Here is a 20,703-nt window from a genome sequence, read left to right as displayed (position 1 = left end):
TCCCGGGCCCCGGCCTCTCATTCCCAGGCCGTCAGCGGGCCGCCCAAAGCTCCGAAGAGCGGCCCGGAAGCCGTATCCCATCTCCGGATTGCCCCTTGTTCAGCGCTCTCCTAGCGTTCCTCGGCCGTTTCCACCGGGGTGAACCCGGCGCGGTCCACCTTGCGGTGGAAGTGCATGCCGGCGAGCCCGCCCAGGACGGCGCCGACCAGCGCAACCACGGCCACCACGACGGCGGCGATGATGCTCATGGTGTTCAGCTGGCCCTCGTTGACCGGGATCCGCGGGAAGCTGTTCAGGTTCGCCAGGATGTTGAACCGCTGACCGGCGACCAGGGCGAGCACGGCGACGACGACGGCGGCGATGAGGGCCCAGATCCAGACCATAAGGCCCTGCCTGGCGCCGTTGAAGCGCGCCATCCGCCCCGCCACGTAGCCGCCGCAGTAGTACGCCACGAACAGGATCACGAGCAACGCGATGATCCCGATGAGTCCCACCGTCTGGTTGCCGGCAGCCTGGTTCGCCGCCTCGTTGAGGCCGGTATTGGTGGCGAGTCCCACGGCGGTACCGGCCGCGGCAACCAGGGCGGTCAGCAGCACGGCCGTGCCGGTCGCCGCGAGCCAGCCGAAGAAGGCGGAGCCGACCTTAATGCCGCCGAACTGCTCCTTCTCGCGCGCCACCACGGTCTGGCGGGTCGGGGCCTCTTCGGCAACGGCCGGACGGACCGGCCCGTCAGCGTCCTGGCGTGCGTCGTGGATGTGGGCCTCGCGGTTCAGGACAGCGTCCCCGTCACGGGCCCGGCGGGGCGTTCGGTCTTCGGGGCCTGCTGTGCTGCTCATGGGACTGCTCCCCTTCACTGAGTGACCCCGGCTTGTTGTTGAACCAGTCACCGCAAGGCGGAGACCGGCGTGGGGTCCCATCTCCACCTAACCACGGCCGGAACGCGGCAGCAAGGGTGCTTACTGTCCGGCGGAAGGGGCCGCGGGCCCTATCGGCGGGAGCCGTTGCGGGCGGCCCCAGTCCGGTTCAGCGGTATTTCCGGTGCAGGTTTTCCTTCACCGAAGCGCGCGGGCTGGCGTCCGCAATCCAGGGGCCGGTCCCTTCGGACTGGTCCAGCACGCCGGCCTCGAGCCACTCGTACTCGCCGGCGAGGACCTTGCGGGCGAGCACATGGTCGCCGTCGTCCGTGTTCCTCCACAGCCGGTCGAAGTATTCGTCCACGCGCACGCGGGCCTGTTCGCAGTAGGCCTCGGCGAGCTCGTAGGCGGAGGCGCCCCGTTCCGGCGACGTGCGCAGCAGCATCTCGGCCCGGGAGCAGGACGCCGCCATGGCGAACAGTTCCGCGCCGATGTCCACGATCCGGCCCAGGAACGCCTGCTTGTGCTCGAGCTTCGCCTGCCAGCGGCCCATCCCGTAGAAGGTCTGCCGGGCCAGCCGCCGCGAGGACCGTTCGATGAAGCGCAACTGCTTGGCCAGCCGGCCGAAGTCGCTGTAGGACCTCGGATCCATGCCCGCGCCGGCGACCAGTTTGGGCAGCCACCTCGCGTAGAAGCCGGAGGCTCCGACGGCGGCCTTCGCCTTGTCCTGCAGGCTGGCGTCCGCCGAGGCGAGGTTGCCGGCGGCCGCCAGATGCGCGTCCACGGCTTCGCGGGCGATCAGCAGCTTCATGATTTCCGAGGAGCCCTCGAAGATCCGGTTGATCCGCAGGTCCCTGAGCTGCTGTTCGGCTGGCACGGCGCGCTCGCCGCGGGCCTGGAGCGAGTCGGCCGTCTCGAAGCCGCGTCCGCCACGGATCTGAACCAGCTCGTCGGCGATCAGGCAGCTGATCTCCGTGCACCACAGCTTGGCGAGGGCCGCCTCGATCCGGACATCCTTTTGCCCGGCATCCGCCATTTCCGCGCACAGTTCGAACACCGCGTCGAGCGCGAACGCGCTGGCCGCGATGAAGGCGATCTTCTTGCCGACCGCCTCGTGCTGGCCGACCGGCCGGCCCCACTGGGTGCGGGCGTTGGACCATTCGCGGGCAATTTTCAGGCTCCACCGGCCGGAGGCGACGCAAAGCGCAGGAAGTGCGAGACGGCCAGTGTTGAGCGTGGTGAGCGCGATCTTCAGGCCCTGCCCCTCGCGACCCAGCCGGTTGACCGCCGGCACCCTGACCCGGTGGAAGCGGGTGACGCCGTTTTCGATGCCGCGCAGCCCCATGAAGGCGTTGCGGTTTTCAACTGTGATGCCGGGGGAGTCCATCTCGACCACGAAGGCGCTGATGCCACCCTTGTGCACCGTGCCGTCCGGGCCGGTGTGGGCCGGGACCAGCGCCATGACGACGACGAGTTCGGCAATCACGCCGTTGGTCGTCCACAGCTTCACGCCGTCCAGCAGATAGGATTCGCCGTCCTCCGACGCGACGGCGGTGCTGCCCATCCGGGCGGGGTCGCTGCCGACGTCGGGCTCGGTCAGCAGGAACGCGGTGATGGCGCCGGCGGCGCAGCGTGGCAGGTACTCCTGCTTCTGCGCGGGTGTGCCGAAGACCTTGACCGGCTCCGGAACGCCGATGGACTGGTGCGCGGAGACCAGGGCGCCGAGGCTGGGATGCACCGAGCCCAGGAGCGCCAGCGCCCGGCCGTAGTACACGAGCGAGAGGCCCAGGCCGCCGTAATCGCGGGGGATCTTCATGCCGAACACGCCCAGCTCGGCCAGCCCCTTGAGGTATTCGTCCGGGATCCGGGCGTCGCGCTCGATGGCGCGCCCGGACATGGTCCGGCAGTACGCGGTGAGGCGGGCCATGAAGGCCTCGCCGCGACCGACGTCGTCCGCGGGGGCCTCCGGCCACGGATGGATCAGGCTGAGGTCAAAGCTGCCGAGGTAGAGTCCCTTGGCGAAGCTGGGCCGGTCCCAGCTGGTTTCCCGGGCGGCCTCGGTGACGGCCCGGGCATCGGCCGCGGTGGCCTGGGGGCCGATGTGTTCGGCGCTGACCGGTTCCGCTATGGCTGATTCCGGGAGGTCGGTGGCTGGATCGGTGGCTGGATCTTCAATGGCGGAGCTCATCGGGCATCTCCTCTAACCGGGGTGGCCGGCTCGAGCCTGGGTCCGCCGTGGGTGGAAGACCCTTCAGCTGTCCCTCAATGCTACCCGCGGGTAGGTGCCTGTGCTAGGGGAGGGCTGCCCGTGAAAGTCAGTCCCGAAGTCGCCCCTGAGCTCACCTGGAAACTCCACCGTGGCGGCGTGGTGCACCAGGCGGTCCCACAGATGGTTGATGCCGTGGACCAGTCCCAGCAAGGTGCTGGCCGCGATGACCCAGGCCAGGCGTCCGACCCCGACCAGGACCAGCGCCGCGAAGGCAGCGGTAGCCATGAAGACGGTAATCACCAAAGCAACCACGAGGGTTCCAAAGAACACCATGGTTGCCGTTTCCACTGCGCTTAGGTCGAACTGCATTGTTCCCCCTGCATCGTAACTTGGGCTGGACCACTAGCCCGAGCGTAGGGGGGCCGGTGCGGGCGCAGCCAGCGTTTTTGGGTCATGGCGGGGGCGTTGATACAAGATCGAAATGCTACCGAAGGGTAGGTCTCGAAGTGGTCGCGGAAACCTCACTGGCCGGGCGGCCTATGGGCGCGATTAGTCGTCATCGTGCTCGGGGGCGCCCTGGTTCAGGACCTGGAAGTCCGCACCGAGCTGCACTTCCACCTCGGAACCGTCGTTCAGCCGTATCTCCACCTCATAGGCGGAGCCGCCGTCGTCCTCCCGTTCGACGTCGCGCACGGATCCCTGGCCGACCTTGGCGAGCGCAGCGTTGCCCGCCTTGTCCCGGTCCTCGGTGCTCAGCGGCTGTGCCGGGCTGTCCGAGTCGTCATCGCGCTCGATGTCGGCGACCTTGACCAGGACGGGGATGCCGTTCCGGGGCTGGACGTCCCTGGACTGCTGGCTGGCCGCCACCGCAATCGACACGCCTCCCAGCACCACTGCCGCCGACGCCGCCCCGGTGATCAGCATCATTTTCTTCCGCATGACAGTCTCCTCTCAGGTGGTTCCTCCAGTGTGCTCCGGATGCGGATTCCGGACAACGATCAGTGCGACCGGGGGCCTGCGTTAACCTTGTAGTTGGCAGTTTTCTTCGAATCCGCTGCCCAAACATCCCAAGGCAGCTGAAGGAGAGTGCATGTCCCGCTCCGCCGTGTCCTCTGCCGACGCCATCGGCGACCGGCTCCGGGACCTCGAACTTCTCATCAAGGGACCAGCCTGGGCGCTCACCCGCTCGGCGCCGTGGGTGATCGCCGTGCTGCAGGCTTCCTTCAGCCGCATCAGGCCGCAGCTTCCGCTGGAACAGTTCCATGCCGACGTCGATGCCTTCCTCGAACAGCTCCGCCGCCAGGCCCCCGGCACGGGAGAGCAACAGGGCGGCGCCGCCAACGGCCCGCTTTCCGGGAAAAAATATGCGGACGAGTGGACCCGGAAAAACTTCCTGACCCGGCGCAACCAGTCGGGCCAGATCGTCTACGAGGTCACCGAGCCCGCGGCCCGCGTCCTCGCCTTCCTCGACAGCCTCTCCAACGAACGCTCCACCCTCAACGGCTCCCGGCTCGGCACCCTGCTGGGCGACGTCGAAAAGCTCGCCAACGAGACCAACCCGGACCAGAGCGCACGGCTGGAGTCCCTCGAGGAGGAGATCGGTGAGCGCCGCCAGCTGATCGAGGACATCAGTTCCGGCGGGTTTGACGGCCTGCTCGACGACGACGAGGCGGTGGAAGCGGCCGGTAACATCCTGGACCTCGCGGCCGGCCTGCCCGCCGATTACAAGAAGATGCGTGACCGGATCGAGGAACTGGTGGGGGAGCTGCGCAACCAGATCATCGAGGAATCCCTCAGCAAGGGCGCCACCATGGCGCAGGTGCTGGAGGCGGACAAGCGGCTCCGGCAGAGCCCCGAGGGCAGGACCTTCCGCTCCTTCACGGCATTCCTGGAGGACCCGCAGCAGCAGCTGAGGTTCCGTTCCGCGATCGGCGAGGTGCTCAGCCGGCAGTTTGCGGACGACCTCAGCCACGAGGAACGCGAGACGCTGAAGAACCTGGTGGCGGAACTGCGCACGCAGCACAGCCAGATCCAGCGGATCTACGGCAAACTCAGCGAGAGCCTGAACACCTACGTCCAGAGCGACGACTTCCGCCAGTCGGTCCGGCTCCGCCAGGTCCTGCGCGAGGCCGAGCAGGCCATCCGCTCGTTGCCGTATGAGCGCGAACGGCCGGGCCTGGTCCGCGGGCCCGTGCTCTTCAACGCCGGTTTTGAATCCCTGGCCATGGTCAAATTGTTCGACCCGGACGAGTTCGCGGCCGCGCCCAGGCTCGCCGACCCGATCGCGTTCAGCGACTCGGACCGGGCGCGCTCGCCGCGGACCGGCAACGCCAAGCCCGAGCTCATCCGCGCCGCGGTTGCCGGTGCATCCTCCCTCGGCGAGGCCTGGGACCAGCTCCCGGCCGAGGAACGCCACCTCAACTCCATCCGCGCCCTGCTCTCCCACGCCCTCCACGACGGCGCCGGCTTCGACCGCGCCGCGTGGGCGCCCCTCGACTTCGAACAGATAGACGGCACCACCCGCACCGCGTACCTGCCGGTGGTTACGCTCAAGAAGGACTGAAGATGACTGAAAAAACCACGACTGTCGACAACCCGGTGGTCGAGCCTGTTCCGGTGGTCGAGCCTGTCGAGACCCCGATTTCGACAAGCTCAATCCCCGGCGCACACGCCGGCCCCTTCACGGTGACGCCGCGGGACACCTTCGTCGACGGCGCCGCCCTGTTCCCGGGCGACACCGGCGTGCTGCCGATGAAAGTCCGCCAGGCCCTCGTGAAGCTCCTCAAAGGTCCGTACATCGACGGCGGCCGCGACGAAAAACTCTGGACCACGCTGCTGGACAACCAGCTGATCCTGCGCAGCCGGCTCTCCGAAGTCTTCCTGACCCTGCAGCTGGACCACGAACGCAAGGTGGCCGTGCTGCGGCCGGTGGACCCCGACGCGATCGGTGGCAGTACCCGCTCCAGCATCCTGCGCCAACAAAGGGCACTGAGCCGCGTCGAGACCATCGTGCTGCTGCGGCTGCGTCTCCTGCTGGACCGCCACCTCACGGCCCAGACGGACCCCACGATCACGCGCGAAGAAATCGCCGACCTCGTGGCCCACTACCAGCCGGCCGGAGCGCAGGACGCCCTGCGGGATTCCGATGTCGTCAACCGCGCCATCACCAAGCTCCTGGCCCGCCAGCTCCTCCTCACCACAGGCCTGGACGACGTCTACACGATCTCCAACGCCCTCCCCCTGGCCCTCCCCTTCGAAAACATCGGCGACATCCCCGCCCAGATCGAGGCCCTGGTGGCAGCCTCGGCAGACCAGTCGGGAACAGAACCCCTACTGGAACTCGACGCCGACACCGAGGTGACCGGCGAATCCGATGACGAGGGAGAAGGTGAGCCGACCAACGACGACGACGATGTCGCCGTCGGTGACGATGACAACGACGCAGCAGCCGATGCCGCCCAGGGAGTGGCATCGGGCCTGTCGGAGCCGGCAGCATCGTCCGAAGGACGATTGCTGTCCGGCGAAGGGGCGGGGGCGGGGGCGGCATCGGCTGCGGAGTCAAAGGCAACCACAACTGACTCAACCGAAGCGGAGGCCGCCAAGTGAGCATCGCAACCATGCTCCCGATCGGCGAGCTCACCAACCCGGGCCAGATGCGCCTGGCCCTCGTCCAGGTGGTCAACTGGGGCACGTTCCATGGCGCCCACACCATGCACGTGGACCGCAACGGCACCCTGCTGACCGGCAATTCGGGGGTCGGCAAATCCACGCTGTTCGATGCGATGCTGCGGGTCTTCGACGCCCGGCCGCGCTCCAACGAGGCCGCGGCCCAGCGTGCCGGCGGCGCCGTGGAGGACAAGCGGACCACGTTCACGTACATGCGCGGCAAGGTGGGGGACAAGGCGGTCGGCGAGGGCTCGGCCAGTGCCTTCCAGCGTCCCGGCGCCACCTGGTCCGCCGTCGCACTGACCTTCGACAACGCCGCGGGCACCAAGGTGACCGTCTCGGCGCTGTTTGACCTGCCCAAGAACGGCACGGAGTCCAGCGTCGGCCGGTATTACCTGGTCGACAACAAGCCGCTGGATCTCGAACTGCTTGAGGGCATCGCGGAGAAGCGGTTCACCCGGTCCGCGCTGGACGCGATCTTCCCGGACGCCCAGGTCTTCGACGTCCACAAGGCCTTCGCCGAACGCTTCCGGCGCCTGCTCGGCATCAGCTCGGACCAGGCCCTTCCGCTGCTGCGCGTGATCCAGGCCGGCAAGGGCCTGGGCGGCAGCGTCAACAACTTTTTCCGTGACCAGGTCCTGGACCCCCCGGCCACGCTGGCCGCCGCGGACGACGTCGTGGAGGAATTCAGCAACCTCATGTCCATCCGGCAGCGCCTCGAGGACGTGCGGCAGCAGCGCGACCAGCTGGCTCCGGTCCCCGGACTTAACGGTGACTATGCCCGGTCGCTGCTGGAGGCGAACCGGCTGCGGGACCTCGCGGGGGAGGAATTCGAGGCCTACCGGCAGCAGCTCGCCGTCGCCGTCCATGAGAAGACCCTGGAACGCTGCCGCGGGCTCGCGCAGGCGAAAGCCAAGGACCTCGGCGCCGAGCGCGGCGTCCGCGACGGACTGGCCAGGGAGCTGCGCCAGCTGGAGGCGGACTACAACAACCAGGGCGGCAACGCGATCTCCGCGATCGAGCAGTCGCTGGAGAACGCCCGGGTGGGGCTCAGGCTCCGGCAGCAGGTCCAGGAATCGGCCCGCAAGGCCCTCTCCGACGCCGGCCTGGAACTTCAGTGGTCGGCCGCCGGCTGGGAACAGGCCCATGAGCAAGCCGCGGCGCGCTCGGCCGAACTGAAGGACGACTCGGAGGCGCTCAAGGAGCTGCGCTTCGAGGCGTTCGACGGTCACGCGGCCAGGAAACGCGAACTCGCCGCGGCCCAGCAGGAGCTCGTCTCGCTCAAGACGCGCAAGTCCCTGCTGCCGCCGTCGAGCATTGAAAACCGCAGCGCCATCGCCGCGGCGACCGGTGTCCCCGAGGAGCAGATGCCGTTCGGCGGCGAGCTGATCGACCTCGCCGAAGGCCAGGAACAGTGGCGGCCGGCCGCCGAGCGCGCCCTGCGGGGCCTCGCCACGACGCTGCTGGTTCCCGGCGAGCATTTCGCCGCCGTCACCCGATACCTCAATGACCACTCCGTCCGCGGCGCCCTTCGCGCGGTGGACGTGTCCAAGCCGCTTTCCGGCGGCGCGCTGGCCGTGGAGGACGTGGCTGACGGCGATCTGCTGACCAAGCTGAGTTTCCTCACCGATGCGGCTCCCCACCCCGCTCCCCACGCCGCTGCGCTAGCGGTTGCCAGCACCTGGGTCCGGGAACGAATTGCCCTCGACTTCGCTTTCCCCTGCGTGGAGAATCCGGACGAGCTGGCCGGGCTGGACAAGGGCCTGAGCCTGGGCGGCGTGATTAAGCGCAACCGCCACACCGTGGAGAAGGACGACCGCTTCACGTCCCGCCAGGACTACGTCCTTGGCTTCGACAACGCCGCCAAGCTGGAACTCGTGGCGGCGCAGGTCGGGGAGTTGCAGCAGGAGCTCGTCAAGGCAGCGGAACTCGCGCAGAGCCGGGAGGAATCGCACCAGGGCATGACCCGGCAGCTCGAGGCCCTGTGGCGGGTGGCGGATGACCACCGCCCCTGGGACCAGGTCTCGGCCGCCGTGGCCGAGGACGTGCTCGCGAAGATCGAACAGCGGCTCAAGGATGCCCTCGCCGCGCAGGCCGACCTCGAGCCCCTGCGCGCCAGCATCGAGGCTGCCCGGCACCAGCACCAGTCCAGCACCGAGGCCGCCGCCGTGCTGCAGAGCGAGTACAAGGCCCTCGATGCGCAGCTGACGGCCGCCGATTCGCTGCTGGACGCCGCGCGCGCCCGCCTGGAGCAGTCGCCGCCGTCGGACTCCACTGCCGCCGCGCTGGAACCGTACTTCGCCGGCGCCGGCGACCTCCTGGAGATTTACGAGCTCGACAATCTGGCGAACCAGGTGCGGACCAGGCTGCTCGCCGAACTGCACGCGGCGGAGTCCCGGGGACAGGCCACCGCCGAACGCCTGACGCGGATCTTCGAGGGCTTCGTCCGCGAGTGGGGCACGGCGATCTCCGCGGACCACGGCACCTCGATCGGCGCAGCGGGGGAGTTCGAATCCCGCTACCACGCGATCGTCAGTGACGGGCTGCCCGCGCAGGAGGCCGAGTTCCGGCAGTTCTTCAACCAGCGCACGCACGAATCCTTCAGCACCCTGCTGCACCTGCTCGATGAGGAACGCCGCTCCATCACGAGCCGGATCCTGCCGCTGAACGGCATCCTGTCCGAGGTCAACTTCCACGAGGGCAGCTTCCTGGAACTGGACATCAAGCAGACCCTGCCGGCCACCGCCAGGCAGTTCAAGGACGCCATCGCGAACGCGCTCAGGGTCCGCCACACCCGGCCGGGGAGGGCGGCCGTTTCCGCTTCCGGGGCGGACATCGACGACGACGCCGAGCTCACCAACCGCTACAAGTCGCTCGAAACGCTCGTGAAGCGGCTCGGCTCGCAGACCCCCGAGGACCGGCGCTGGCGTGCCGAGGTGCTGGACGTCCGCGGGCACCTGTTCATCCAGTGCAAGGAGCACCGCGAAGTGTCTGGGCCAGCGGCATCACAGGGCGCTGCGAAGCGCGGGAGGAAGACGGACGTCTTCATGCACGCGGATACCGGCTCGATGTCCGGCGGCGAGCGGCAGCGGTTCACGGCGTTCATCATGGCCGCGGCGCTGAGCTACCAGCTGGGCATCGCGGAGCAGGGATTCACCACCTACGGCACGGTGATGATGGACGAGGCCTTCGTGCTGGCCTCGGAGGAGTTCGCGGGCGCCGGAATCAAGGCGCTGCACGAGTTCGGCTTCCAGCTGCTCCTGGCCGCGCCGGAGAACGTGATCGACCTCTCGCGCCACCTCGGATCGGTCACGGAGATCCTGCGGGACAAGCGCACCAACCGCTCCGGCGTCCTGACGGCCCCCGTGATCGGGCCGCGTTCCGGGTCGGGGGGAACCTGGCGTTCGGAGGCCAACCCGGTGGACATCGTCCTCCGCTGACCGTCCGGTCTACTCCAACGCGGGGTCACTTACGGCCCATATTCCCCACCGGGATGGGCCGTATGTGACCCCGCGTTGCCGGTCGCGGAGCCGCCCAGTCCTGATTGCCTACCGGCAGGCGGCCCGGCACCCGTCGATCTGGGCCTGGACGATCGCCCCGTAGCGGGCCACGAGCTCGTCGAAGTCCCAGCCTTCGAACAGGCCAAGGGTCCGAACGGCTTCGCCGAAGCCCGTCATCAGCGCCACCACTATGGAAGCGTAACGCCGGTCCGGCGTCGTGTCCCCGATCAGGCCGGCGATGCTGGCGAGGTAGCGGTCACGCGTTTCCGTGCGGGCGGCTTCCGGCGCGGGAGAATCCTGGATGCTGAACGGCAGCATCGCCCAGGGCTCCTTGAGGCCTCGTTCGCGCCGCATGAGTACGCGGAAAACCAGGGTTGCGCCGAGCTCCGATGCCGGTACCTGCAGCTCATTCAGGAGCGATTCGTCCGGCTGGACGGCTGCGAAAAGCTTCTCCTTCGAGCCGTACAGCTTCATCACCAGAGCGGCAGAGACGCCGGCGTCGGACGCAATGTCACGCACCGTCACGGCACGGTAACCGCGCGCTCCGAACAGCCTTCCGGCGGAGTCCAGGACGGCGTCGCGGCTGGACGGGATCGCGTGGCTGGGGGCGCTCATGCGTCCACCAACTGGTCGGTGGGCGTGTCCAGCTCCAGACTGGCGTTCACCGAGCGGTTGTCCACGGCCAGTTTCCGCGCCATCGCGTGATGGGTCACGGGATGGAGCATGGTGACAATGTAGCGGCCGGCGGCGGGCAGCGGCAGCGAATACCTGCCCTGGCTGTCCGTCCTGGTGGTGGCCACGTGTTCGCCGGAGGCCTGCAGCAGCGTCACGACGGCGCCCGGGAGGGGTGTGCCGGCCGCGCTGGCCAGGCCGCCGAGTTCCAGCCGGTCGTGCAGGTGGAAGTTCTGCGCAAGGGTGCGGCCATCGAAGTCGAACACTTCCGCCATGGGTGCCCAGCCCGCCGCGTTGGCCACCATCAGATATTTGCCGGCGCCGGGCAGCGCCACCGAGTAGTTTCCCTCGCTGTCCACCCGGCTCCAGTCCACGGCTTCACCGCTGGTTTGCAGCACGGAGACGACGGCGGGAGTCACAGGGCGGTGGTCGCCGGCCAGCACACGGCCCTGCACGACCAGCTCGCCGGCGACCGCGGACGGAATAGCGGTTTTGCGGCCTGCCACTGCCGCGGGAATGAAGACAGCGGCAGCGATCGATGCCGCGGACGCGAGCGTCGCCATCCAGAAGACGTCCTGGAATGCCTGGAAGGACGGGAGCTTCGCGGCTCCGACGGTCACGGTGACGGAGGTGAGGACGGCGGCGACGGCAGCGCTCGACGTCGAGGTTCCGATGGACCGCACCAGGCTGTTGAGCCCATTGGCGGAGGCCGTTTCCGTAATCGGCACGGCGCCCATAATCAGCGTCGGCATGGCAGCGTACGCAATGGCCGTGCCGATGCTGACGACGGTGGAACCGATGATGACCCAGGCGATGGAGTCCCAGAAGAAAACCCGGCCCACGTATCCCGCAACCATGACTGCCGCCCCGGCGATGAGGGCAGGCTTCCCGCCGAAGCGCTTGATGATGCCACCGGAGACCGGCGCGAACACCACCATGGCCAGCCCTGACGGGACCATGCACAGGCCGGCCGTGATGACGCTCAGCTGGAATCCGTAGCCGGTGGAAGTGGGCAGTTGGAGTTGCTGGGTGGTCAGGAGCATGTTGGCGAACATGGCAAAACCGATCAGCAGGGAGGCCAGGTTAGTCAGCAGCACCGGCCGGCGGGAGGAGGTGCGGAGATCCACCATCGGCTGCCCGGCCTTGAGCTCATAGGGCACCCAGACGGCCAGGAGCAGCGCGGCGGCAAGGAAAAGCAGCAGCACCGGCTCGGATCCCCAGCCCCAGGATCCCCCCTTGGAGATGGCCAGGAGCAGTGCAGCCAAGGCCGCAGAAAGCACCACGGCGCCGGTGTAGTCGAACCGGCCGGGAGTCCGGACCTTTGATTCTGGCACCACCAGAATCACGGCCAGCAACAGCAATGTGCCGGCACCAGCCGAGACCCAGAAGATCGATTCCCAGCCCAGGCCTTCGTAAAGTATCCCGGCCATCGGCAGCCCCAGGGCGCTGCCGATGCCCAGCGTGGCGCTCATCAGCGCCACCGCCGAACCCATTTTCTCCTTGGGCAATTCATCGCGCATGATGCTGATTCCCACCGGGATCAGGGCCGAGGCGAAGCCCTGCATGGCCCGCCCGATGATCAGCCAAAGAAAGCTTCCTCCGACGGCCGCCACGATGGAGCCCACCACCATGATGGCCATGCAGACCACCATCATCTTCTGCTTGCCGTACATATCGGCGCTGCGGGAAACGATCGGCGTGGCCACCGCGCTGGACAGCAACGTCGCCGTGACCAGCCACGACGCGTCGTCGGCGGTGACTCCCAGAATCCCTGGAAAATCGGGGAGGAGCGGCACGACAAGGGTCTGCATCAGCGCCACCACCGTGCCGCTGAGAGCCAGGACGGCGGTAATGAGCCCCGGGGACGGGGTACGGGACATGGGGCGGGATGTGGGACGTGACATGGCGGGGCCTTCTGGCATGCGGTGGGCGGGGCGGCAGGCGCAGCCCAAAGGGTGAATGCGCGTTTACTCTCTTCGAGTGAACCATTGTTCACCACCGCAGGCAAGGCAAGCGCGTGTTTGTTCGGTCACGACGCCGGCCGACACCGGCGCTCCCTCACCTCTGGCAGGTTTGATTCCGACGCTCCCCCACATCCGGCACCGGCTTTGGCGCCGCGGCTACTCACCCGCCGTTCTCAACTGTTAACCCCGGTGTTCCCTGCCGGCCGTTTGGGTTGACTAGCTTGTTGGGATGGCCGACAATCCTTTGCTCCCGAAGCCTGGCGGGCGGCGGGTCTTCGTTGCCCTGGGGGATTCGTTTACCGAGGGTGTCGGGGACCGGAGCAGGAGGCTGCCGAACGGGGTGCGGGGCTGGGCGGACCGGGTCGCGGAAAGGCTGGCCAAGGCGGAGCCGGGCTGGGAGTACTCCAACCTTGCGATCCGCAGCAAGAGGCTGCGCCACATCATCGCCGAACAACTGGAACCGGCGCTCGCCATGGAGCCCGCGCTGATCACGCTGTACGCGGGTGGGAACGACATCCTGGATTTTGGTACCGATATCCAGGCCCTCATGAAGGACTACGAGTTCCTCGTCGCCCGGCTCGCCGCCAGCGGGGCCACGGTGGTGCTGTTCACGGGTTTCGATGTCCGCGTCTCACCGCTGCTGGAACCCTTGAAGAAACGAAACGCCGTCTACAACCAGCGCGTCCGCGAGGTGGCCGCCCGGTACGAGGCAGTGCTCGTGGACTACTGGTGCTTTGACGCCTTCTACGACCCACGGATGTGGGATTCGGACCGGCTGCACATGTCCAAGGCGGGCCACAAGTACCTCGCCGGGCAGGTCCTGGACCATCTTGGCGTGCCGCACCAGATCAAGTCGAAGGACTGGGAGCCGCCAGCCAAGCTGGGCCTCCGGGAGTGGGAGCGCCGGCAGCGCCGCTGGATCCGGGACTGGGTGCTGCCGCTCTTCGGGCGCAAGCTCCGCGGCGTCACCTTGGGGGACCAACTCAGGCCGCGCTGGCCCGAACCGGTCAGGGTTCCGCGCAAGGGCGGCCTGAAGAAGCTGCTTCCGGAGTGAGCACCAGCCGGACCTGACCACGGGCGGCCGGGCCCAGGAGTGCTGCGGACCCGGCCTGGGCGTCAGCTGTCCATCAGGTTTTCGTAACCGGCGGCGACCCGGTTGGCGTGGAACTCCATGACCTCGAAATCGGCCACTCCGTTGACGTAGAACGGGTCCTTGGCCAGGGCGGTGTCGAGGATGTCCCGTTCCGCATTGGAGAGCAGCAGCGCTCCGGTACGGGGGATCTTGCGCCCCGCGACCATGAATACCCCCTCGTCGAAGGCGTCCTGCAGCCAGGTGACGTGCGCGGGGAGGTGGAAGTCCACGATCTCTTCGGGCACCTTATAAGTCAGGGAGACGACGTACATACGGTCAGCCTACCCGGAGCCTGCTGCGCGCAGGGAGGAAGTTTTTCGGGAACCCCGGAGCGGTCCCTGCATCCGGGAGGTTGAACTGTCAAGCTTCGTCTAGAATGGAGCCATGACCGAACCGCGCTGGCTCAATGCCGACGAACGCCGAGCCTGGCTGGCCCAGCTGAGCATCAATACCCTGCTGCCGGCAGCGCTGGACTCCCAGCTTCATTCCGCGGGCAAACTTTCCCTGTTCGACTACAACGTCCTGGCGATGCTTTCCGAGGCCGAGGGCCGGTTCCTGCCGCTGAGTGAACTCGCCGCGCGCACCAGCGCCTCCCTCTCCCGGCTCTCCCATGTGGTCACCAAGCTGCAGAACCGTGGCTGGCTGGAACGCCAGCCGCACCCGGGCGACGCCCGCGTCACCACGGCGCACCTCACCGACGCCGGAATGGCCACCATCCAGGAGCTCGCCCCCGGGCATGTCGAGGCGGTCCGTTCGCTGTTCCTCGATGCCCTGAGCGCGGCGGACGTCGCGGACCTGGCCCGGATCGGCGAGAAGATCGTGGCCCGTCTGGATGACGACCACTGGATCCTGCGGGACAACTGATTCCGCCGGGCCGGCGCACGCCCAGGTAGACCGCCCAAGTAGCTCGCAGTTGTTGCCGTTTTGAGCGCTCAAAACGGGCACAACTGCGACCCAGTTGGGTTGACCGGGCCGGCTTTGTTGCCCGCGGCAACTGATGGCAGACTGGATCCATGGATTTCACGTCCCGCTATGTGGCCCTTGGAGACTCCTTCACGGAAGGCGTCGGCGACGACGACGCCGGGCGCCCCAACGGTGTCCGGGGCTGGGCGGACCGGGTGGCCGAGCAGCTCGGCGCCGCGGATCCGTCCTTCGGCTACGCCAACCTCGCCATCCGCGGCAGGAAGCTCCGCCAGATCATGGCCGAGCAGGTCGATGCCGCCGTCGAACTCAAACCCACGCTCGTGAGCATCTACGCCGGCGCCAATGACATCCTCCGGCCCAGGATCAATATCGATGACCTGCTGGTGGAATACGATGCCGGCATCCGCAAGCTGACGGCCACCGGCGCCACCGTGGTGATGTTCACCGGCTTCGACTCCCGGGGCTCCAAGGTTTTCAGCACCACGCGCGGCCGGACCGCCATCTACAACGAGCTGGTCCGCGGCATCGCCGGGGACCACGGAGCGCTGCTGGTGGACTACTGGCGATTCAGCGAGTACCACGACTGGGGCATGTGGGCCACGGACCGGATGCACATGTCCGCCGCCGGCCACGCCAACATGGCTAAACGCGTCCTGGCCGTCCTGGAACACGCCCACTCGATCGACGTCCCGCCGATGACACCGGTGCCGGAGCCGAGCCGTGCCGCAGCAATCCGCGCGAACGCCCGCTGGGTCCGGGAATTCGCCGCGCCGTGGGTGGTCCGGCGGGTCACGGGGAAGTCCTCGGGCGACGGCCTGGCGCCGCGGTACGGCCGGCTCACGCACCTCCAAGCCCGGAAACCTGGCGCCTAAGCCCGGAAACCCGGCGTCGCCAGCAGTTCGCCGCTGCCACGGACGGCGAGTACCTCGATCTCCCACCCGTCGGTGGCCCGGTCCAGCATCGGTGTCCCGCCGGCCACGATCGCCGTCGCCAGTACATCGGCGGTGATGATGTCCGGCGCCGCCACCGACACCTGGCGGAACTCGGCGCCCGCGGGCCCTGTCCGGCTGCGGGCGCTCCAGCTGCGGGCGCCCCAGATGTGGTCGCCACGTTCCGCGGAGCCCGAGGTCGCCAGGGCGCGCTTCGTGCCGGGTCCGCCCAGGGGGCAACCGCCAATCAGCGTGTCACGGTCCTGCGGATCAACGATCCCCGCCTGCCATGGTGCCCCCGTCGAGGGTCGGGGCGAGCCGTTCACGAGCACATCGCCTCCGGCGTTCAGGCACCAGTCCCCGACGCCGAGGGCGAGCAGCGCATCGCCCGCCTGTTCGATCGCGTACCCCTTGATGAGCCCGGAAAGGTCCAGGACGCCGTCGGGCCGCTCCGGGGAGAAGGCGCCGTCCGTCAGCAGGCGCCAGCCGACCGCGTCCGCGTAGCGGCCGCGCATCTGGGCTGAGGCCGCGCGGAGCGACATTGAGCCCCGGGCCAGCCTGCTGGCCTCCGAATCGCGGCGGTACAGGCTGAAGGTCCCGTCCAGGCCGGCAAACACGCGTTCGACGGCGGCGGCGGCCGCCGCGAGTCCGCCGTCGGGCCCGACAGTTCCCGGCCCAGTTCCTGCCGGAACGGTCAGGCTGATGACGGTGCCCATGCAGCCGAAGGTCCTGGTTTTCAGGGCGGGACTGTTCACGCCGGCACCCTGGGCTCAGAGGTTTGCTGCATCAAGGGCCGCCTGGAGCGAGGTCAGGTACGCTGCGCTGGTCACGGTGGCTCCGCTGATGGTCTGCACCTTGGAGGACTGGGCCTTGAGGACCTCGGCCCGTAGCAGGGGAGCGGCCCGGTTGCTGATCTGGATGGACTTGCGCTCCGCGTCGGTGAGCTGGAGCGCCGTGACGTCGGTGATCGCGCCGGCCTTCACCGTGATCTGCACCTGGACGGCGCCGAAGCGCGTCTGGACCACCGCGCCGGCGTAGGTTCCGGCCGCCTTTGCGGCGGATCCGGTAGTTCCGGATCCGGTAGTTCGCGACCCGGCGGTTCCGTCCGTCCCGGACAGGGTGCCGACGGCGCCGCTTCCGGTGTCTTCGACGCGGACGCCTGCCTGCCAGCCCGCCAGCAGAATGCCGGCGGAAGCCAGTGCTGCCGAGACCGCTGCGCGTGCCCTCACCAGTCGAACCTTTCGCAGTGGAGCTGGTCTTCGCGGACGCCGGCGGTGCGGGCGTCGTGGATGACGCTTCTGGCCCAGGCTGCGGGACCGCAGATGTACACGTCCGCGTCGGCCACCTGCGGGGCGTAGCTCGCCAGCCGGTGTCCCGCGCGGGACGCGCTTTCCGGCAGCCAGGTCTGGACGCCGGCCGGCCGGGACCCGGTCAGGTGGAAGAGCGTGGCACCCCGGCGCCTGCAGAGTTCCAGGATTTCCGTGCCCAAATAGAGCTCGGCTTCGCCGTGCCCGCGGAGGATCACCGTGGCGTTCCCGGGCTGGAACGGCGTGCTCTCCAGTAGCGCGCGGAGGGGCGTGATACCGATGCCGGCACCGATCATGACCACCTGGTTCCGGCTGCGGGCCGCCGTGCTGAACAGTCCATAGGGGCCTTCCACCGCCACCTTCGTCCCGCGCCGCAGCGACGCAAGCTGCGCCGAGCCCCGGCCCAGGTTGCGGACCGTAACCCGCAGCGAACCCCGCCCGCCGGCGTCGAACGTCACAGGCTCTGCCGAGAGGCTGAACGGGTGCGGATGCCACCAGAGGCCCGGAGCGAGGAACCGCCAGATGAAGAACCGGCCGCCGCTGCCCGCCAGCCGGTCCAGGTGAAGTCCGGACATTTCAATGCTGACTACGCCGGGCGCCACCGGTACCACCCGGCTGACGGTCAGCTGGTGCCGGAACGTCGCCAGCAGGGGTTGCGCCACCCGGCAGTACAGCAGCGCGGCGCCGGTGGCGATGCACAGTGCCAGCCAGTACAGGCGCTGCCACGTGCCCTCGGCAAAGAGCGCGCCGACGCTGAACTGGTGGGGCAGCGCGGCCAGGACCGCGGCGTACGTCAGCAGATGGACGGCGTACCAGAACTCGTAGGGGAAACGACGCCGGACGGCCACCAGGGAGGTGACCACGACGGCGATGAACAGGCCGATCGCGACGACGGCCAGCCACATGTCCGGAACGAGGACCCACAGCGCGACCAGTTCGCTGACAGGATCGAGCCCCTCGGCCATCCCGTAGCCGATCGCGATCAGGACCCCGTGGGCGAGCAGGAGGTAGAGGGCCGGTTTACCGAGTTTGCGGTGGACCTCAAGGGCGCGGTCGTGTCCCATGGTGCGGTCGACGACCGGGACGCGGGCTGCCAGCAGCAGCATGCACAACACGAGGTCCATGCCGGCCAGGCCGGCGGTGATGCCCAGGGCAGTGAAGGACCCGGCGAGGGTCGAGAATCCCGCTGCGCCGCCGTCGGCCAGCCACAACGCGACGGCGAGGGCCAGCGTCGCCCAGAAGAATACTGTCAGCAGGTCCGCGGTCAGCAACCGCCGTCGATGCTGGCCCCTGAACGAATTCACGGCGCCGGGGGCGCGGCGCGGAACCGCGGGCCGGCCCGCCAGGAGTGGTGTATTCATGCCTCCAGAGTCCACCCGCCGCCTATCATTTGGCTGTGAAAAGGCTTCGGCGGGGATATGACATCCCGCCGGGTACCGCCAGCCCTTATACACCCGCGACCGCTCCCCGCAACGCAGGATTGGTCTTTAATTCGCCTGGCTCGTAGACTTGGTAGGCGCTAGGTGGCGCGGAGCGTGTGCAATTGCTCCGGTTGGCGGGATCTGTCTGAGAAATCGACGGTTCCGATGGCCGGTAGTTAGGGGCTCAAGTTGCGCGCATTCCTGTATTCGCCCAGCATCCCGGCACTTCGCAGTGGCTTTCCTTTGATCGCCACAGCCTGGTGCCCGTGGCCCACAATCGTCGCCGCACTGAGGAACCAGCCGGATTTATTGGTCGGTTCCACGGCGGCGGATTCACGTGGACGGGAGCTGGATGCGGACGCTGCCTACCGCACGGTTGGGCGGGAACTCCGCCATCCGTTTCATTTATTTTGAGGAGAGTCGTCATGGCAGCACACTGCCAGGTGACCGGAGCCGAGCCGGGCTTTGGACACAGCATTTCGCACTCGCACCGCCGCAACAAGCGCCGGTTCGACCCGAACATCCAGAAGAAGCGCTACTGGGTTCCGTCCCTGCGCCGTAACGTCACGCTGCAGGTCTCTGCTCGTGGCATCAAGACCATCGACGTACGTGGCATCGACGTAGTTGTCGCCGCCATCCTGGCACGAGGAGTGAAGCTCTAGTGGCAAAGGACAAGGACGTACGTCCGATCATCAAGCTGAAGTCGACCGCGGGCACGGGTTACACCTACGTGACGCGCAAGAACCGTCGTAACGATCCGGACCGCATGGTTCTGAAGAAGTACGACCCCAAAATCCGCAAGCACGTCGAATTCCGAGAGGAGCGCTAAACACATGGCTAAGAAGTCAATGATCGCTAAGAACGAACAGCGTAAAGTCATCGTCGAGCGTTATGCTGCAAAGCGCCTCGAGCTGAAGAAGGCTCTGGTTGACCCCAAGTCAACCGACGAAGTGCGCGAAGCCGCACGCCTCGGCCTGCAGAAGCTGCCCCGCAACGCATCGCCCGTCCGTCTGCGTAACCGCGACATCATCGACGGCCGTCCCCGCGGTACCTTCCAGAAGTTCGGCATCTCCCGTGTTCGCTTCCGCGACATGGCTCACCGCGGTGAGCTCCCGGGCATCACGAAGTCTTCCTGGTAATTCAGCACCCCTGAGGCCAGTGGCTTGAGAAGGGCCGGCAACGATTTGGTTGCCGGCCCTTTTGTTTTTAACTTGCGTCTGGGCGGCTCCCGCCGGCAGCCCCTTGTCGGGTCTGCCTTGCTGGTGCCCTCTCTGGTGATGCACCGCACAGGCTGCAATTACGACGCCGACGCCCCGGTTCTGCGCCAAATGGCCCCTTTTGCGGCGGATTGCCGCGGATCCCGCCGCCCCCTGGGGTGGATTTGTGCTTGGTCATGGTGCCGTGTAAAGTAATTCGAGTCGCCGCCGCTGATGCGGAAAGATAGCGACCGACCCCCTTGATGAACAGCCTGGAATATGGCGCACTTTGTGTGTGCCGGAACCGGGTGGGGACCCCCTCGTGGAACTGGAAATCGCGGAGACGCTGGTTTGCAAAGTTTCGTGGGATCGGGTAAGTTTGGGAAGTTGCTCCGGAGCGATCCGCGACCGTGATGGTTGTGGTGGTGCCGGGTGTGTCTGTTGTTTGAGAACTCAATAGTGTGCCAAGTTTGTTGATACCAGTTTATTGTATGATGGATTGGTTGTTTTGCCGGACCGTGCCGCCCCTGTGGTGTGGTCTGGTTTTTACAGCCGGTTTCAAATTTTGTGCAGCCCGGGTCCGCGTTTTCCCGCGGGCTTCGTGGTTATGTCTGTTTTTGTTTTACTTCAACGGAGAGTTTGATCCTGGCTCAGGATGAACGCTGGCGGCGTGCTTAACACATGCAAGTCGAACGATGAACCCCGCTTGCGGGGGGATTAGTGGCGAACGGGTGAGTAACACGTGAGTAACCTGCCCTTAACTCTGGGATAAGCCTGGGAAACCGGGTCTAATACCGGATATGACCTCCCGCCGCATGGTGGGGGGTGGAAAGCTTTTTTGTGGTTTTGGATGGACTCGCGGCCTATCAGCTTGTTGGTGAGGTAATGGCTCACCAAGGCGACGACGGGTAGCCGGCCTGAGAGGGTGA

General features: G+C 67.4%; 18 protein-coding genes, 1 rRNA gene and 1 pseudogene. 10 read left to right on the top strand and 10 right to left on the bottom strand.

The genetic code is table 11. The features are described 5' to 3' along the window. Positions 1 to 110: 110 nt before the first annotated feature. The 4 genes from J9611_RS19365 to J9611_RS19350 form a co-directional block, all read right to left on the bottom strand. On the bottom strand, positions 111 to 836 hold the full coding sequence (locus J9611_RS19365; RefSeq protein ID WP_211882670.1) for a hypothetical protein: 726 nt from the start codon (positions 834 to 836) through the stop codon (positions 111 to 113). Positions 837 to 1,023: 187 nt separating this feature from the next. Beyond that, on the bottom strand, positions 1,024 to 3,042 hold the full coding sequence (locus J9611_RS19360; RefSeq protein ID WP_211882668.1) for an acyl-CoA dehydrogenase family protein: 2,019 nt from the start codon (positions 3,040 to 3,042) through the stop codon (positions 1,024 to 1,026). A gap of 63 nt (positions 3,043 to 3,105) precedes the next feature. Beyond that, positions 3,106 to 3,432, bottom strand: a complete 327-nt coding sequence (locus J9611_RS19355) for a hypothetical protein (RefSeq protein ID WP_211882667.1) — start codon at positions 3,430 to 3,432, stop codon at positions 3,106 to 3,108. Positions 3,433 to 3,612: 180 nt separating this feature from the next. Next, positions 3,613 to 4,002 carry a PepSY domain-containing protein gene (locus tag J9611_RS19350; RefSeq protein WP_211882665.1) on the bottom strand — a complete coding sequence of 130 codons (390 nt, stop codon included), beginning with the start codon at positions 4,000 to 4,002 and terminating at the stop codon, positions 3,613 to 3,615. Between the two features lie 151 nt (positions 4,003 to 4,153). On the opposite strand from J9611_RS19350, the gene J9611_RS19345 reads away from it, so the two are divergent. The 3 genes and pseudogenes from J9611_RS19345 (at position 4,154) to J9611_RS19335 (ending at position 10,169) form a co-directional block, all read left to right on the top strand. Then, positions 4,154 to 5,626 (top strand): DUF3375 family protein, encoded by a 1,473-nt coding sequence (locus J9611_RS19345; RefSeq protein ID WP_211882663.1) that lies wholly within the window; start codon positions 4,154 to 4,156, stop codon positions 5,624 to 5,626. Between the two features lie 2 nt (positions 5,627 to 5,628). After that, a pseudogene (locus tag J9611_RS19340) lies at positions 5,629 to 6,474 on the top strand (DUF4194 domain-containing protein); the annotation flags it as partial. A 191-nt stretch (positions 6,475 to 6,665) separates the two neighbouring features. Next, positions 6,666 to 10,169 carry an ATP-binding protein gene (locus J9611_RS19335; RefSeq protein ID WP_211882661.1) on the top strand — a complete coding sequence of 1,168 codons (3,504 nt, stop codon included), beginning with the start codon at positions 6,666 to 6,668 and terminating at the stop codon, positions 10,167 to 10,169. A 108-nt stretch (positions 10,170 to 10,277) separates the two neighbouring features. On the opposite strand, the gene J9611_RS19330 is transcribed toward J9611_RS19335, so the two are convergent. After that, the gene (locus J9611_RS19330; protein WP_211882660.1) at positions 10,278 to 10,844 is read right to left on the bottom strand and encodes a TetR/AcrR family transcriptional regulator; all 567 of its coding nucleotides are present in this window, start codon (positions 10,842 to 10,844) and stop codon (positions 10,278 to 10,280) included. Then, positions 10,841 to 12,805 carry an MFS transporter gene (locus tag J9611_RS19325; protein ID WP_211882658.1) on the bottom strand — a complete coding sequence of 655 codons (1,965 nt, stop codon included), beginning with the start codon at positions 12,803 to 12,805 and terminating at the stop codon, positions 10,841 to 10,843. Before J9611_RS19325 ends, J9611_RS19330 begins: the two co-directional genes overlap by 4 nt. A 289-nt stretch (positions 12,806 to 13,094) precedes the next feature. On the opposite strand from J9611_RS19325, the gene J9611_RS19320 reads away from it, so the two are divergent. Beyond that, positions 13,095 to 13,919, top strand: a complete 825-nt coding sequence (locus J9611_RS19320) for an SGNH/GDSL hydrolase family protein (protein WP_211882656.1) — start codon at positions 13,095 to 13,097, stop codon at positions 13,917 to 13,919. A 62-nt stretch (positions 13,920 to 13,981) separates the two neighbouring features. On the opposite strand, the gene J9611_RS19315 is transcribed toward J9611_RS19320, so the two are convergent. Further along, the gene (locus tag J9611_RS19315) at positions 13,982 to 14,269 is read right to left on the bottom strand and encodes a YciI family protein (protein WP_211882654.1); all 288 of its coding nucleotides are present in this window, start codon (positions 14,267 to 14,269) and stop codon (positions 13,982 to 13,984) included. Between the two features lie 112 nt (positions 14,270 to 14,381). On the opposite strand from J9611_RS19315, the gene J9611_RS19310 reads away from it, so the two are divergent. After that, the gene (locus J9611_RS19310; RefSeq protein ID WP_211882652.1) at positions 14,382 to 14,861 is read left to right on the top strand and encodes a MarR family winged helix-turn-helix transcriptional regulator; all 480 of its coding nucleotides are present in this window, start codon (positions 14,382 to 14,384) and stop codon (positions 14,859 to 14,861) included. A gap of 149 nt (positions 14,862 to 15,010) precedes the next feature. Beyond that, positions 15,011 to 15,793 (top strand): SGNH/GDSL hydrolase family protein, encoded by a 783-nt coding sequence (locus tag J9611_RS19305; RefSeq protein ID WP_211882650.1) that lies wholly within the window; start codon positions 15,011 to 15,013, stop codon positions 15,791 to 15,793. Here the strand turns inward: J9611_RS19305 and J9611_RS19300 are convergent. Genes J9611_RS19300 through J9611_RS19290 form a run of 3 tightly spaced genes read right to left on the bottom strand, consistent with a single transcriptional unit; the run spans position 15,790 to position 18,518 of the window. Next, complete coding sequence (locus J9611_RS19300; protein ID WP_307857160.1) at positions 15,790 to 16,605, bottom strand: FAD:protein FMN transferase; 816 nt, start codon at positions 16,603 to 16,605, stop codon at positions 15,790 to 15,792. The two genes, J9611_RS19305 and J9611_RS19300, sit on opposite strands and share 4 nt — an antisense overlap. A 15-nt stretch (positions 16,606 to 16,620) precedes the next feature. Further along, the gene (locus J9611_RS19295; RefSeq protein ID WP_211882648.1) at positions 16,621 to 17,079 is read right to left on the bottom strand and encodes an FMN-binding protein; all 459 of its coding nucleotides are present in this window, start codon (positions 17,077 to 17,079) and stop codon (positions 16,621 to 16,623) included. Beyond that, positions 17,076 to 18,518 (bottom strand): ferredoxin reductase family protein, encoded by a 1,443-nt coding sequence (locus J9611_RS19290; RefSeq protein ID WP_211882645.1) that lies wholly within the window; start codon positions 18,516 to 18,518, stop codon positions 17,076 to 17,078. The genes J9611_RS19295 and J9611_RS19290 overlap by 4 nt, the downstream gene beginning before the upstream one ends. 485 nt (positions 18,519 to 19,003) lie before the next feature. On the opposite strand from J9611_RS19290, the gene rpmB reads away from it, so the two are divergent. The 4 genes from rpmB to J9611_RS19270 form a co-directional block, all read left to right on the top strand. Beyond that, positions 19,004 to 19,240, top strand: a complete 237-nt coding sequence (gene rpmB, locus J9611_RS19285) for a 50S ribosomal protein L28 (protein WP_011693744.1) — start codon at positions 19,004 to 19,006, stop codon at positions 19,238 to 19,240. Further along, positions 19,240 to 19,407: a 50S ribosomal protein L33 gene (gene rpmG / locus J9611_RS19280; protein ID WP_078026306.1), complete on the top strand. Its 168-nt coding sequence runs from the start codon at positions 19,240 to 19,242 to the stop codon at positions 19,405 to 19,407. Before rpmB ends, rpmG begins: the two co-directional genes overlap by 1 nt. A gap of 4 nt (positions 19,408 to 19,411) precedes the next feature. Beyond that, the gene (gene rpsN, locus J9611_RS19275) at positions 19,412 to 19,717 is read left to right on the top strand and encodes a 30S ribosomal protein S14 (RefSeq protein WP_211882643.1); all 306 of its coding nucleotides are present in this window, start codon (positions 19,412 to 19,414) and stop codon (positions 19,715 to 19,717) included. 684 nt (positions 19,718 to 20,401) lie between these two features. Further along, positions 20,402 to 20,703 (top strand): 16S ribosomal RNA (locus tag J9611_RS19270); the annotation flags it as partial.

Origin of the sequence: Pseudarthrobacter albicanus, from assembly GCF_018224015.1 — a bacterium.
GTDB lineage: Bacteria > Actinomycetota > Actinomycetes > Actinomycetales > Micrococcaceae > Arthrobacter > Arthrobacter albicanus.
Note: the sequence above shows the minus strand (reverse complement) of the source record. Positions and strands in the feature narration are given on the sequence as shown.